Origin of the sequence: Haemophilus paraphrohaemolyticus, from assembly GCF_002015045.1 — a bacterium.
Lineage (GTDB): Bacteria > Pseudomonadota > Gammaproteobacteria > Enterobacterales > Pasteurellaceae > Haemophilus_A > Haemophilus_A paraphrohaemolyticus.
This window is the reverse complement of record NZ_MUXX01000012.1, coordinates 193748-208732: the sequence shown is the minus strand read 5'-3', so window position 1 is coordinate 208732 and position 14985 is coordinate 193748. Positions and strand designations below refer to the sequence as shown.

Here is a 14985-nt window from a genome sequence, read left to right as displayed (position 1 = left end):
GATGCGTCTGTGTGATACCGACATTGAGCGTTATTTAGATGAAGGCTTAATCGAAATTACCCCACGCCCAGCGAATGATAAAATTTCGGGAGCGACCGTTGATGTTCGTTTAGGCAACTCATTCCGTATTTTCCGCGAGCATTCAACGCCTTATATTGATGTCAGTGGCCCACGTGAAGCGGTAACTGCACAGCTTGAACGGGTAATGAGTGAGGAAATTATTATCGGCGATGATGAAGCCTTTTTCCTTCATCCTGGAGAGTTAGCCTTATCCGTTACTCTTGAATCAGTAAAATTGCCTTCCAACATCGTTGGTTGGCTAGATGGTCGCTCTTCACTAGCACGCCTTGGCTTAATGGTTCACGTGACAGCTCACCGCATCGATCCAGGTTGGGAGGGGCGTATTGTGCTTGAGTTTTTCAATGCAGGAAAATTACCGCTTGCACTTCGCCCCAATATGGCTATCGGAGCATTAAGTTTTGAAGTTTTAAGCGGGCACGCTAGAAAACCATACAATGCTCGCAAAGATGCAAAATATAAAAATCAGCAAAGTGCGGTGTCAAGTCGGATTAATGAGGACTAGATACAAAAAAACCCAGCTTAAGCTGGGTTTTCTTTATATAATTAAAATGGAATATCATCATCAAAATTATCCATTGGCGGTTCAGCTTGTGCTGGTTTCGCCACTGGTTTGGATGCCGTTTGTGAATAGTTGTTATTGTAACTATTACCTTGGTTGTAGTTATTTGATGCTGGTGCTTGGTTCCAGTTGCCACCTTGGTTGTTAGATTGGCTCCAACCGCCTTGACCGCCCATTTCACCACCTTGGTTGCGGCTACCTAACATTTGTAATACATCACCTTGAATTTCAGTTGTGTAGCGGTCTTGACCATTTTGGTCTTGCCATTTACGGGTTTTTAAGCGACCTTCAACATACACTTGTGAGCCTTTGCGGAGGTATTGACCAGCTACTTCTGCTTGGCGACGATAGAATACAATACGGTGCCATTCAGTCGCTTCACGGCGTTCGCCTGTATTTTTGTCAGTCCAACTTTCACTGGTTGCGACGCTAATATTTGCCACTGCTTCGCCATTTGGCATAGTACGCATTTCAGGATCATTGCCTAAATTGCCCACAATAATTACTTTATTTACTCCAGCCATAAAATCCTCTTAGCTTGAATTAGAATTACAAAATTGAGTGGCATTTTAACCGCTTTCAAACTAAAAAGCTAGAATAAACTGATATTTTGTACAGCGTTATTTTTAGTATATAATGTGAAAAAATTCCCACCTATACTTTAAGGGATCGTATGAAGCAAATCGACATTCGTGGGGCGAGAACCCATAACCTAAAAAATATCAATCTGATTTTACCACGAGATAAATTTATCGTGATTACTGGCTTGTCTGGTTCGGGTAAGTCTTCTTTGGCATTTGATACGCTCTATGCTGAAGGGCAACGTCGCTATGTGGAGAGCCTTTCTGCCTATGCTCGCCAATTCCTCTCTTTAATGGAAAAGCCTGATGTGGATCATATCGAAGGGCTTTCGCCTGCAATTTCCATTGAGCAAAAATCTACTTCCCACAACCCGCGTTCAACTGTGGGCACGGTAACCGAAATTCACGACTATTTGCGTTTATTATTTGCACGTGTGGGGGAACCACGTTGCCCAGATCACGATATTCCGCTCACGGCTCAAACCATTTCACAAATGGTTGACCGCGTATTAGAAGAGCCTGAGGGCAAACGTTTAATGTTGCTTGCACCGGTGGTTAAAGATCGCAAAGGCGAACACGTAAAACTTTTAGAAAATTTAACTGCTAATGGTTACATTCGAGCTCGTATTGATGGCGAAATTTGCGACTTGTCTGATCCGCCGAAGTTAGAATTACAGAAAAAACACACTATCGAGGTGGTAGTAGATCGCTTCAAAGTACGTGAAGATATCAAAACTCGCTTGGCAGAGTCGTTTGAAACCGCATTAGATTTATCGGGTTCAACCGCAGTGATTGCGGATATGGACGCCCCAACCGCAGAAGAGTTGGTTTTTTCTTCTTCATTTGCTTGTCCGCATTGTGGTTATTCGTTGCACGAACTAGAGCCTCGCTTGTTCTCGTTCAACAACCCAGCAGGTGCATGCCCAACTTGTGATGGTTTGGGCGTAGAGCAGTTTTTTGACCCCAATAAAGTGGTGCAAAATCCTGATGTATCGCTTGCAAGCGGTGCAATTAAGGGCTGGGATCGCAGAAGTTTCTACTATTTTGGCTTGTTGAAATCGGTGGCGTATCATTACGATTTTGATCTAGAAGCCCCGTTTAGCCAGTTAAGCAAGAAATTCCAAAACATCATTTTGAATGGCTCGAAAGAGGAAATTGAGTTTGTTTATGTGAATGATCGTGGCGATAAAATTAAACGTAAGCATGCATTCGAAGGCGTGTTAAACAATATGGCTCGCCGCTATAAAGAAACTGAATCGAATGCGGTACGGGAAGAGTTGACGAAATATATCAACAACCGCCCGTGTTTGGATTGCGGTGGTTCACGCTTACGCCGTGAGGCTCGTTATGTTTTTTTAGAGAAAACCAACTTGCCGATGGTAGCAGAGAAATCTATTGGCGAAGCGTTGGAGTTCTTCGAAGCACTTGAACTTTCAGGTCAGCGAGCCAAAATTGCAGAGAAAATTCTCAAAGAAATTCGTGAGCGTTTGTCTTTCCTTGTCAATGTTGGCTTGAATTATCTCTCGCTTTCTCGTTCGGCAGAAACGCTCTCGGGCGGTGAGGCTCAACGGATTCGTTTGGCAAGTCAAATTGGAGCAGGCTTAGTGGGTGTGATGTATGTGTTGGATGAGCCTTCCATAGGCTTGCACCAACGCGACAACGAACGTTTGTTAAACACATTGATTCATCTGCGTAATTTAGGCAATACGGTGATTGTGGTTGAGCATGATGAAGATGCTATTCGTGCGGCGGATCATATCGTAGATATTGGACCTGGTGCGGGGGTACACGGCGGTAATGTTATTGCACAGGGAACAGCAGAAGAAATTATGCAGGTGGAAGAGTCGCTTACGGGGCAATTCTTATCAGGCAAACAGAAAATTGAAATTCCTGCAAAACGTATGCCTTATGATGCAAGCAAGGTACTGACTTTAAAAGGGGCGAGAGGTAATAACCTTAAAGGTGTGCAGTTAGATGTGCCAGTTGGTTTGTTCACTTGTATTACGGGAGTTTCGGGCTCAGGTAAATCAACCTTGATTAACGACACCTTATTCCCACTAGCACAAAATGCATTAAACCGAGCTGAACGCAGCGATGTTGCCCCTTACGATAGCATTGAAGGCTTATCATATTTCGATAAAGTCATCGACATTGACCAAAGCCCGATTGGACGAACCCCGCGTTCAAACCCTGCGACTTACACAGGCTTATTCACCCCAATTCGCGAGTTGTTTGCAGGCACGCAAGAGGCTCGTGCTCGTGGTTATAACGTTGGGCGTTTCAGCTTTAATGTGCGTGGTGGGCGCTGTGAGGCGTGTCAAGGTGATGGTGTAATTAAGGTGGAAATGCACTTCTTACCAGATGTGTATGTGCCTTGCGACCATTGTAAAGGAAAACGCTACAACCGTGAAACACTAGAAATTCGTTATAAAGGCAAAACGATCCATCAAGTGTTGGATATGACGGTAGAAGAAGCCCGTGAGTTCTTTGATGCGATTCCTGCCATTGCACGAAAATTACAAACCTTAATGGATGTAGGGCTTTCTTACATTCGTTTAGGGCAATCTTCAACCACGCTTTCGGGCGGTGAGGCTCAGCGGGTAAAACTTGCAACCGAGCTTTCCAAACGCGATACAGGCAAAACGCTTTATATCTTGGACGAACCAACTACAGGTTTACATTTTGCTGATATTAAACAGCTTCTTTCGGTGCTGCATAAACTGCGCGATCAAGGCAATACGATTGTGGTGATTGAGCATAATTTAGATGTGATTAAAACTGCAGACTGGATTGTCGATTTAGGCCCAGAGGGCGGTTCTGGCGGTGGACAAATTATTGTCACAGGCACACCAGAACAAGTCGCTAAAGATAAAAAATCGCATACGGCAAGATTTTTAAAAGAAATTTTAGCGAAGAGATAGAACTTAAAGATTAAAAATGGCATTGTAAGTAATTTATCTCTACAATGTCATTTCTCATCCTATGAGACCTAAAATCCCTCAATATCAACTGATATTGAGGGATTTTGCTTTAGAGCTTATTGAATCGCCTTCGCTCTCGTTGTTTTCTTCACTTTTACCGCTTTACTCGGCACAATTTCAATACCAAGCGGTGGATTTTCAAGAGCGATTGCCAAGACTTCATCAATGGTTTCCACCGGGTAAATCGAAAGTGCAGCTTTCGCATTTGCTGGAATCTCTTCCAAGTCTTTTTCGTTCTCTTTTGGAATAATCACGGTAGTAATACCGCCACGATGTGCTGCCAAGAGTTTCTCTTTTAAACCACCGATTGGTAACACTTTACCACGCAAGCTGATTTCACCTGTCATTGCCACTTCTTTACGCACAGGGTTGCCTGTGAGACTCGAAATTAACGCAGTACACATTGCAATACCTGCACTTGGACCATCTTTCGGCGTTGCACCATCTGGAACGTGAACGTGAATATCGCGTTTCTCGTGGAAGTCGTCTGCAATGCCAAGTTTATCGGCACGCGCACGTACTACCATCATTGCCGCTTGGATAGACTCTTTCATCACATCGCCCAATGAGCCAGTGTAAGAGAATTTGCCTTTGCCTGGTACAGAGGCAGTTTCAATCGTTAACAAATCACCACCCACTTCTGTCCACGCTAAACCTGTCACCTCACCAATGCGGTTTTGGTTGTCCATTTTGCCGTAGTCAAAACGTTTCACGCCGAGGTAATCGGTAATGTTATCTTCGTTCACGGTAATAGATTTTAATTTTTTATCCAACACCAGTGCTTTCACGGCTTTACGGCAGATTTTAGCAATTTCACGCTCAAGGTTACGCACACCCGCTTCACGGGTATAGTAGCGAATAATGCTCATAATTGCACTATCTTCAATGGTCAATTCACCTTGTTTCAAGCCGTTGTTTTCTTGCTGTTTCGCAATTAGATGCTCACGTGCAATGTGTAGTTTTTCATCTTCGGTATAACCTGAAAGACGAATGACTTCCATACGGTCTAATAACGCAGGCGGAATGTTCATTGAGTTCGAAGTTGCAACGAACATCACATCAGACAAATCATAATCCACTTCTAAATAGTGATCGTTGAACGCTTTGTTTTGTTCTGGATCTAACACTTCCAATAATGCAGAAGCAGGGTCGCCACGCATATCTTGTGCCATTTTGTCAATTTCATCGAGCAAGAAGAGCGGATTTTTCACGCCTACTTTTGCCATTTTCATCATCAATGAGCCAGGCATTGAGCCGATGTAAGTACGACGATGCCCGCGAATTTCTGCCTCATCACGCACGCCACCTAACGCCATACGCACATATTTACGCCCCGTTGCATTTGCAATGGATTGACCAAGCGAGGTTTTCCCCACCCCAGGTGGACCGACCAAACAGAGAATTGGGCCTTTTAACTTGTTCAAACGGCTTTGCACCGCAAGATATTCCACGATGCGTTCTTTCACACGCTCTAAGCCGTAATGATCTTTATCTAAAACCTCTTGGGCTTTCGCTAAATCCTTTTTAACCGCCGATTTTTTATGCCACGGCATTTGTAAAATCCAGTCGATATAACCTCGAATAACTGCCGCTTCAGACGAGCTTTGTGGCATCACTTTGAGCTTTTTAAATTCCGCTTCGGTTTTTTCCAATACTTCGGCAGGCAATTTAGCTTCATCAATTTTCGCTTTAAGTTTATCTAGCTCGCTCTGCTCAACATCTTCGTTATTGCCTAGCTCTTTTTGGATCGCTTTGATTTGCTCGTTTAGATAGTAATCACGCTGATTTTTTTCCATCTGCTCTTTTACACGAGCACGAATACGGCTATCCATCTGCATTGAATCAAGTTCGGTTGCCATTGCGATCAATAAGGTTTCAAAACGTTTGAGCAAGCTACTTTCTTCTAAAAGCTCTTGTTTTTTCGCAACCGGCGTTAAAAGATTGGCTGAAATCGTATCAACTAAACGTTCTTGATCGGTAATTTTTTGTAATTTAACTAAAATCTCAGCAGGAATCTTTTTGTTATTTTTAACGTAATTTTCGAACTCGGCAAAAGTAGTTTTCGCCAGTGCATCTAACTCTTCAGATTCAACATTATCCGTTGTTTCAATCACACTTAATTCCGACCAAAAACCCGATTCATCATCGTGAGCTTTCTCAATTTTTGCACGAGTTTGACCTTCCACTAACACTTTTACCGTACCATCTGGCAGGTTTAGCATCTGGATAATGTTTGCCGTTACACCAATGTCATAAATATCATCTAATGTCGGATTTTCATTTCGCGGATCTTTTTGGGTAACAAGAAACAGCTGCTTGTTCGCATCCATCGCAGCACGCAGTGCAAGTACCGACTTTTCACGCCCAACGAATAATGGCATTACCATATTCGGGAACACCACTACATCACGTAGTGGCAAAAGTGGCAATGCAATAGTTTTCTTTTTTCTTGGCGCCATAAATTTGCTCTCTCTTTGACTTCAAAATAATTTCTCATTATGAGGCTTAAAAATGGAAAAACAAGGGGATTTTATTAACTTTTTCAATAAGTGCAATGAATAACATACGGCTTGACATTCTTGCTAAATACGAGCAAAATCCTTAGTAATTTATAAATCTTCAGGGCAGGGTGAAATTCCCGATCGGCGGTAAAGTCCGCGAGCTAAGCAAAACACTTGGCAGGAACTGGTGAAACTCCAGTACCGACAGTATAGTCTGGATGGAAGAAGAGCGTAAAAACAACCCCGTGCAAGCGGTGGTTTTCTATGTCTTTTTTGCAAGCCTTGAGATCGTGAGATTTCAAGGCTTTTATTTCTATCTAGCATTGTAGAGGCGTGTTGTACACGTCTAATCCTGCCTTGAATAAAGAGGGCATGTGCCCCCTACAAATCTATTTTATAAATATAATGTATGACTGATATTAAATATATGCAACGTGCTATCAACCTTGCCGAACGTGGCAGAGGTTGGACAAGTCCAAATCCATTAGTCGGTTGTGTGATTGTCAAAAATGGCAAAATTGTTGCCGAAGGCTACCACGAAAAAATCGGGGGCTGGCACGCTGAACGCAATGCGATTTTAAATAGCAATGCTGATATCACCGGGGCAACCGCATATGTGACGTTAGAACCTTGTTGTCATCACGGGCGTACACCGCCTTGTTCCAATTTATTGATTGAACGTGGAATTAAAAAAGTCTTTATCGGCTCTCGCGATCCGAATCCGTTAGTGTCTGGTAAAGGAGTAAAGCAGTTGCGAACAGCTGGCGTGGAAGTAGTGGAAGATTTTATGCGTGAAGAGTGCGATAAACTCAACCCGATTTTTTTCCACTACATTCAAACCAAACGCCCTTATGTACTGCTGAAATATGCAATGACTGCTGACGGCAAAATCGCGACCAGCACGGGTGAATCGAAGTGGATTACGGGCGAAACAGCTCGCGCTAAAGTGCAGGAAACTCGCCATCAATATAGTGCGATTATGGTCGGTGTAGAAACCGTGTTAGCGGATAACCCGATGCTGAATTCCCGAATACCGAATGCCAGACAGCCCGTTCGCGTAGTGTGCGACAGTCAATTACGCACGCCGTTAGATTGCCAGCTTGTGCAAACAGCGAATGAATATCGTACGGTGATTGCGACAGTTTGTGAGGATTTGCAAAAGATTGAACAATATCGACCGCTTGGCGTAGAAGTGCTGGTTTGTAAAGCGAAAAACAAGCAGGTGGATTTAGACGATCTTTTGCAAAAGCTCGGCGAAATGCAGATCGACAGCCTTTTGATTGAAGGCGGTTCCAGCCTTAATTTCAGTGCTTTAGAAAGTGGCGTGGTAAACCGTGTGCATTGTTACATTGCCCCGAAATTGGTCGGTGGCAAACAGGCAAAAACACCGATTGGTGGCGAGGGAATTGGTGATTTATCCCAAGCCGTGAAGTTGAAGCTGATTTCAGTGGAAATGGTTGGAGAAGATATTTTGATTGATTATGAGGTGGAATGATGTTTACAGGCATTATCGAAGAAGTGGGAAAAATTACGCAAATCAACAAACAAGGTGAGTTTGCGGTAGTAACCATTCAAGCCAGTAAAGTGCTACAAGACGTGCATTTAGGCGATAGCATTGCAGTGAATGGTGTGTGCTTAACCGTGACTTCATTTAACGAAAGCCAATTCACCGCAGACGTGATGTCCGAAACCTTAAAACGCACTTCTCTCGGTGAACTTAAACCAAGTAGCCCCGTGAATTTAGAGCGGGCAATGGCGGCAAATGGGCGTTTTGGTGGGCATATCGTTTCAGGGCATATTGACGGCACAGGCGAAGTTATGGAAATTAAACCAGCCCATAATTCTATATGGTATCGCATTCAAACCACCCCGAAATTGATGCGTTATATTATCGAAAAAGGCTCAATTACCATTGATGGAATTAGCTTGACGGTGGTCGATACCGATGAAACCTCGTTCCGCGTGTCGATTATTCCGCATACGATCAAAGAAACGAATTTAGGCTCGAAAAAAATCGGCAGCCTAGTGAATTTAGAGAACGACATTGTCGGAAAATATATTGAGCAGTTTTTACTGAAAAAAGAACCTGAAAATCCACCAAGCCAATTAACGGTTGATTTTCTGAAAAATGCAGGGTTTTAAGGAAACAAAATGCAAGCCTTGATGTTGATTGATGTGCAAAATGCCTTTTTCGACCCGAAATGGGGCAAGCGGAACAATCCGAATGCAGAGCAAAACATGTTGCGATTGTTGCAACATTTTCGTGTAAAAAAACGAAAGGTTATTCATATTCAGCACGTTTCAGATAACCTAAATTCGCTGTTTTATCAAGGTGAAACGCAGGCATTTCAAGCTGGGTTTGAACCATTAGCCAATGAACCTGTTTTTCAGAAAAAGGTAAATAGCGCATTTATCGGCACAGCGTTGCTAGATTATTTGAAAAGCCAAGGTATTACGGAGTTAGCGATTGCGGGGTTAACTTTACCGCATTGTGTTTCTACCACGACCAGAATGGCAGCCAATTACGGCTTTTTGGTAAAACTGATTGAAAATGCGACCGCTTCCTTCCCATTAAAAATGCCAGATGGTGAGGAAATTGATGCCGACCAAGTTCATAAAATCAACATTGCAACGTTAAACGAAGAATTTGCGTTGATTTTATCCACCCAAGAATTGATTGATAGCGTGGTTTAACGTTAGATTAAAAAGAGAGAAAGATTATGTTCCAATTTTCAACCGTAGAAGAAGCCCTCAAAGCGATTGCTGAAGGTAAAATTATTTTAGTAACAGATGATGAAGATCGCGAAAATGAAGGCGATTTTATCTGTGCGGCAGAGTTCGCAACACCTGAAAATATCAATTTTATGGCAACACACGGTAAGGGCTTGATTTGCACGCCAATTTCGCAAGAATTAGCCAGCAAATTAGACTTGCACCCGATGGTGACCAAAAACACCGACAATCACGAAACAGCTTTCACGGTGACGATTGACCACATCGATACAAGCACGGGCATTTCAGCCTTTGAGCGTTCATTAACCGTGTTAAAAATGATGGATGACAATGCGAAAGCGACTGATTTCCGCCGCCCAGGGCATATGTTCCCTCTGATCGCGAAAGATGGCGGTGTGTTGGTGCGTAATGGTCACACTGAAGCGACAGTCGATTTAGCTCGTCTTGCAGGCTTAAAACCCGCAGGCTTATGCTGCGAAATTATGGCTGAAGATGGCACAATGATGACAATGCCTGATCTGCAAAAGTTCTCCACTAAACACAATATGCCATTTATTACTATTGCCCAGCTGCAAGAGTATCGCCGTAAACATGACTGTTTAGTCAAACAAGTTTCTGTGGTAAAAATGCCAACCAAATATGGCGAATTTATGGCACACAGCTTTGTAGAAATTATTTCGGGTAAAGAACACGTTGCCTTAGTGAAAGGCGATATTGCCGATGGTAAAAACGTGCTCACCCGCATTCACTCGGAATGTTTAACCGGCGATGCATTTGGCTCGCAACGCTGCGATTGCGGGCAACAATTCGCCGCAGCCATGACCCAAATCGAAAAAGAAGGGCGAGGTGTGGTGCTTTATCTTCGCCAAGAAGGGCGTGGCATTGGCTTAATCAACAAACTGCGAGCTTACGAATTGCAAGATAAAGGGATGGACACGGTTGAAGCAAATGTGGCATTAGGTTTCAAAGAGGATGAGCGAGAATACTATATTGGTGCACAAATGCTACAAAATCTCGGCGTGAAATCCATTCGTTTATTAACCAATAATCCAGCGAAAATCGAAGGCTTAAAAGAGCAAGGAATGAACATTATTTCCCGTGAACCGATTATAGTCGAACCCAACAAAAACGATATTGATTACTTGAAAGTTAAACAAGTCAAAATGGGGCATATGTTTAATTTTTAATAAGAGAAAAAATGTATGGTGTGTGAATTTGAGAAATCCATGCTCGCAAGCGGTATAATTTTCTATATGTTTTGCAAAGCATGCGTGGATCTCCAATCCACACCCCCTACAAATGGTTTATTTTTATTTCAACAAGGAACATCTAAATGGCAAAAATTACAGGTAACCTAGTGGCAACGGGCATTAAATTCGGTATCGTAACGGCTCGTTTCAACGATTTCATCAATGACAAATTATTAAGCGGTGCAGTAGATGCTTTAGTGCGTCACGGTGCAGCAGAAGAAGACATCGACACCGTATGGGTACCAGGTGCGTTTGAAATTCCACTAGTGGCAAAAAAAATGGCAGAAAGTGGTAAATATGATGCTGTGATCTGTTTAGGGACAGTTATTCGTGGTTCAACTACCCACTACGACTACGTTTGTAACGAAGCGGCAAAAGGCATTGGTGCAGTGGCATTACAAACTGGCGTGCCAGTAATGTTCGGCGTATTAACCACTGAAAGCATTGAGCAAGCGATTGAGCGTGCAGGCACAAAAGCAGGCAACAAAGGGGCTGAATGTGCTTTAGGTGCGGTAGAGATGGTAAATGTGTTAAGAGCACTTTAATTTTAGGTATAAGAAAGGGCTGTTTAATCACAGCCCTTAATTTTTTCTAAATGATAGAGGTTATGAGCGCTTCATAATCTCGAAAAACTCCTCGTTAGTTTTTGCAACGCCTAGTTTATCAATTAACCATTCCATAGCTTCCACTTCACCCATAGGGTTAAGCACTTTACGCAACATCCACGTTTTTTGGTGCTCTTCTGGGCTCATTAATAGATCATCTTTACGTGTACCAGAACGGTTAAATTCAATTGCTGGGAAAATACGACGTTCTGCAATTTTACGAGAAAGATGCAGTTCCATATTACCTGTTCCCTTAAACTCTTCGAAAATAACCTCGTCCATTTTCGAGCCAGTGTCTACAAGAGCTGTTGCGATAATCGTTAAGCTCCCCCCCTCTTCAACATTACGAGCTGCACCGAAGAAACGTTTTGGACGATGTAAAGCGTTAGCGTCTACACCACCTGACAGGATTTTGCCTGAAACAGGTGTCACGGTATTGTAAGCACGAGCAAGACGCGTGATAGAGTCCAATAAAATCACTACATCTTTTTTGTGTTCAACTGCGCGTTTTGCTTTTTCAATTACCATTTCCGCAACTTGAACGTGGCGGGTTGCAGGTTCATCAAAAGTTGAAGCGATCACTTCTCCACGCACGGTACGTTGCATTTCTGTTACCTCTTCAGGGCGCTCGTCAATCAATAACACGATTAACTCACACTCTGGGTAATTATGGGTAATGCTTTGTGCAATATTTTGCAGAAGGACCGTTTTACCCGCTTTTGGTGGCGCTACGATCAACGCACGCTGACCTTTACCGATTGGTGCAGCCAAATCTAAGATACGAGCGGTTAAATCTTCCGTTGAGCCATTACCACGTTCCATACGTAAACGAGAGTTAGCATGAAGGGGGGTTAAGTTTTCGAAAAGGATTTTGCTACGAGAAACTTCTGGCTTGTCATCATTGACAAGATCTACTTTGAGTAGTGCAAAATAACGTTCACCTTCTTTAGGCGGACGAATTTTACCTTCAATTTTGTCCCCCGTTTGTAAGTTAAAACGGCGGATTTGGCTTGGCGAAACATAAATATCGTCAGGGCCAGCCAAGTAAGAACTATCTGCTGAACGTAAGAAACCGAAGCCATCTGGTAAGATTTCTAACACGCCTTGACCAAAAATATCTTCGCCACTTTTTGCGTGTTGTTTAAGAATAGCGAAAACAATATCTTGCTTGCGTAAACGGGCTAAATTTTCTAAACCCATTTGGTTTTCACCAATTTCGACAAGCTCCGAAACTGGGGTATTTTTTAACTGAGTAAGATGCATAGGAATTTTGATTTGATAAGTTAAAAATAAAGAAGATTGGACATCATATTACTATGAGAGATATAGCATCCTGCTATAAATTTGACTTGCGAAGAATACTCCAAATAGTAAGAAATTGCAAATTTTTTCTAGTTTTAGACCGCTTATAAATATAAAAAGAGATGCCAATACTTTACTAGCATCTCCTAAATATGAATTTAAACCTCAATACCTTCAAATAACGCTGTACTTAAGTAACGCTCTGAGGCAGATGGTAAAATGGCGACAATCAGTTTATCCGCAAATTCTGGTTGTTGTGCTAAGCGATTCGCAGCAGCCACTGCAGCACCTGATGAAATGCCGACTAAAATCCCTTCTTCTGCCATTAAACGACGTGCAGTTGCAATCGCTTCATCGCTTGAAACTTGTTCTACACGATCAATTAAACTTAAATCTAAATTTTTTGGAATGAAACCTGCACCGATACCTTGAATTTTGTGAGGACCTGGTTTCACTTCTTCGCCATTTAAGGTTTGCGTAATTACTGGACTCTCTTTCGGCTCAACAGCAACAGAAATAATCTGTTTACCTTGATCTTGTTTGATATGGCGAGAAATCCCTGTAATTGTACCGCCCGTGCCGACGCCCGCCACGATAACATCTACTTTACCTTCAGTCGCATTCCAAATTTCAGGGCCTGTCGTTTGTTGGTGAATCGCTGGATTCGCTGGATTTTCAAACTGTTTTAACATTACATAATGATTTGGATCGCTTGCCACAATTTCTTCAGCTTTTGCAATCGCCCCTTTCATCCCTTTTGCCCCCTCGGTTAATACAAGATTTACGCCTAAACCACGTAATAAACGCTTACGCTCAAGGCTCATGGTTTCAGGCATGGTTAAAGTAATTTTATAACCGCGCGCAGCTGCCACATAAGCAAGTGCAATTCCTGTGTTACCACTGGTTGCATCTACGATTTCTTTGCCTTTGGTTAAGATGCCATCTTTCTCCGCTTGCCATACCATATTCGCCCCAATACGGCATTTCACGCTAAAGCTCGGGTTACGTGATTCTACTTTTACTACCAAATTGCCGTTATTGCCGAAATGCTTTAAACGAACAAGTGGTGTGTTACCAATGGTGTATGAGTTGTCTGCATAAATTGTCATGGGAAATTCCTTATTTTGAATTAGGTTAAAGTTGGGGTAAGCATACGCCATTTTAGATAAAAGTGTAGTGGTTAAAAATCATTTCATATAACTAAAAAGAATATTAACTAAAGTGGGATATATTCTAATTTTACTTCTGAAATCGTTGTCAATAATTGTTCTGACATTCCCTTATAACTGAGTTTTATTGATTTTTCCGCCAATACAATGCGTTCAATTTCAGCTAAATCTAAGTTATTAAGATAAGCATAATTTAGCGCTGTTTGCAGGGCAGGAAGGCTCGGATTAAATGCAGCATTTTCTGCATAACGCCCTGTTATTATCGTCCCATTTCTAAACAAAATGGCAACACCATGTGGGCTATTTGAATAAGGGCAGTGTGCTTGATTTGCTGCTCCGATAGCTTGTTGAACCAGATTGTCAGGATGATTTTCATCAAGTTGGTGATTTTCTTGATTAAGTAATAACGTATGAATATCTAAATCTTTTGGTCCAAAAGCATCAGGCAAATAACGATGCAGTGGGTTATGTTGGCTATATGGTAGGTGAATGGAAATCTTTTCAGCTTGGTAGAGTTCATTCATAAATTGACGACAATGACCACAAGGTGTGTAATTGACAACCATATCAGTGATCCGTTTTTCTCCTCGAAGCCAAGCATGACTAATCGCACTTTGTTCAGCATGAATGGTCTGCTGAATTTCTACATTCGAAAATTCTTGGTTCGCACCAAAATAAAAATCGCCATGCTCGCCAATGGCAATCGCCCCAACATGAAAATGTGAAATGTCGGTATGGCTATAACAAGCAGCAACAGGTAAAAGTTGCATTGACAGAGCTAAAGGGGCTAGCTTAAATTGCTGGCATAATTGCTGAACTTGTTGATGAGAAAGGAACCCCTCCCAATTTTGATGGCTTAACATGTGAAGAAGAGCCTGATCCAGCGGTCTATTTTCCGATAACGTTTGCACAATAGCATTTTGCATAAATCTCTCCTAATGTAAAAATATTTAAAATCTAACCGATTGTTATTAAAGCAGAAATTTGTTTTTATTGCGAGAAGTTCGCTTTTTTACGCTCAAGCAATCTTGAAATCTGTGAACCCGATCACATTTAAAGAACAAGTTTGATAGACATAAACTTTAACAAGTAATTAACAGATAGGTGTTATCTATATATTTTATTGAGTGAAGTAATTTGTATCTGTTAAATGAAAGGCATATACTTATCAGCACAAAGAGCAAAGGCTCCTTGATTTATTTTTTAACATTACATAAAGAGGG

Annotated in this window: 12 protein-coding genes and 1 riboswitch; of the genes, 7 read left to right on the top strand and 5 right to left on the bottom strand. The window is 42.1% G+C overall.

The window, feature by feature from the left end:
• The first annotated feature begins 1 nt into the window (after position 1).
• Entirely contained in the window at positions 2 to 583 is a 582-nt protein-coding gene (dcd, locus tag B0184_RS06645) for a dCTP deaminase (RefSeq protein ID WP_005708730.1), read from the top strand.
• 41 nt (positions 584 to 624) lie between these two features.
• On the opposite strand, the gene B0184_RS06640 is transcribed toward dcd, so the two are convergent.
• Positions 625 to 1164, bottom strand: coding sequence for a single-stranded DNA-binding protein (locus B0184_RS06640; RefSeq protein ID WP_005708828.1), 540 nt, complete (start codon positions 1162 to 1164; stop codon positions 625 to 627).
• Between the two features lie 149 nt (positions 1165 to 1313).
• Between B0184_RS06640 and uvrA the strand changes: the two genes are divergently transcribed.
• The gene (gene uvrA, locus B0184_RS06635) at positions 1314 to 4142 is read left to right on the top strand and encodes an excinuclease ABC subunit UvrA (protein ID WP_005708897.1); all 2829 of its coding nucleotides are present in this window, start codon (positions 1314 to 1316) and stop codon (positions 4140 to 4142) included.
• 116 nt (positions 4143 to 4258) lie between these two features.
• On the opposite strand, the gene lon is transcribed toward uvrA, so the two are convergent.
• Positions 4259 to 6661 carry an endopeptidase La gene (gene lon / locus B0184_RS06630; RefSeq protein WP_005708780.1) on the bottom strand — a complete coding sequence of 801 codons (2403 nt, stop codon included), beginning with the start codon at positions 6659 to 6661 and terminating at the stop codon, positions 4259 to 4261.
• Between the two features lie 152 nt (positions 6662 to 6813).
• Positions 6814 to 6937: riboswitch (FMN riboswitch) on the top strand.
• A gap of 175 nt (positions 6938 to 7112) precedes the next feature.
• On the opposite strand from lon, the gene ribD reads away from it, so the two are divergent.
• The 5 genes from ribD (at position 7113) to ribH (ending at position 11231) form a co-directional block, all read left to right on the top strand.
• Positions 7113 to 8198, top strand: a complete 1086-nt coding sequence (gene ribD, locus B0184_RS06625; RefSeq protein ID WP_005708727.1) for a bifunctional diaminohydroxyphosphoribosylaminopyrimidine deaminase/5-amino-6-(5-phosphoribosylamino)uracil reductase RibD — start codon at positions 7113 to 7115, stop codon at positions 8196 to 8198.
• A complete protein-coding gene (ribE, locus tag B0184_RS06620; protein WP_005708694.1) occupies positions 8198 to 8845 on the top strand; it encodes a riboflavin synthase in 648 nt (215 codons plus the stop codon). Before ribD ends, ribE begins: the two co-directional genes overlap by 1 nt.
• Positions 8846 to 8854: 9 nt before the next feature.
• Complete coding sequence (locus B0184_RS06615) at positions 8855 to 9397, top strand: cysteine hydrolase family protein (protein ID WP_005708773.1); 543 nt, start codon at positions 8855 to 8857, stop codon at positions 9395 to 9397.
• A gap of 26 nt (positions 9398 to 9423) precedes the next feature.
• The gene (locus B0184_RS06610; protein WP_005708868.1) at positions 9424 to 10623 is read left to right on the top strand and encodes a bifunctional 3,4-dihydroxy-2-butanone-4-phosphate synthase/GTP cyclohydrolase II; all 1200 of its coding nucleotides are present in this window, start codon (positions 9424 to 9426) and stop codon (positions 10621 to 10623) included.
• 146 nt (positions 10624 to 10769) lie between these two features.
• Positions 10770 to 11231, top strand: a complete 462-nt coding sequence (gene ribH, locus B0184_RS06605) for a 6,7-dimethyl-8-ribityllumazine synthase (protein WP_005708850.1) — start codon at positions 10770 to 10772, stop codon at positions 11229 to 11231.
• A 60-nt stretch (positions 11232 to 11291) separates the two neighbouring features.
• Here the strand turns inward: ribH and rho are convergent, their stop codons facing one another.
• The 3 genes from rho to cdd all read right to left on the bottom strand — a co-directional run bounded on the left by rho (position 11292) and on the right by cdd (position 14688).
• Positions 11292 to 12554 (bottom strand): transcription termination factor Rho, encoded by a 1263-nt coding sequence (gene rho / locus B0184_RS06600; protein WP_005708792.1) that lies wholly within the window; start codon positions 12552 to 12554, stop codon positions 11292 to 11294.
• A gap of 197 nt (positions 12555 to 12751) precedes the next feature.
• Positions 12752 to 13702, bottom strand: a complete 951-nt coding sequence (gene cysK / locus B0184_RS06595) for a cysteine synthase A (protein WP_005708712.1) — start codon at positions 13700 to 13702, stop codon at positions 12752 to 12754.
• Positions 13703 to 13809: 107 nt separating this feature from the next.
• A complete protein-coding gene (gene cdd, locus B0184_RS06590) occupies positions 13810 to 14688 on the bottom strand; it encodes a cytidine deaminase (RefSeq protein WP_005708803.1) in 879 nt (292 codons plus the stop codon).
• Positions 14689 to 14985 lie beyond the last annotated feature (297 nt).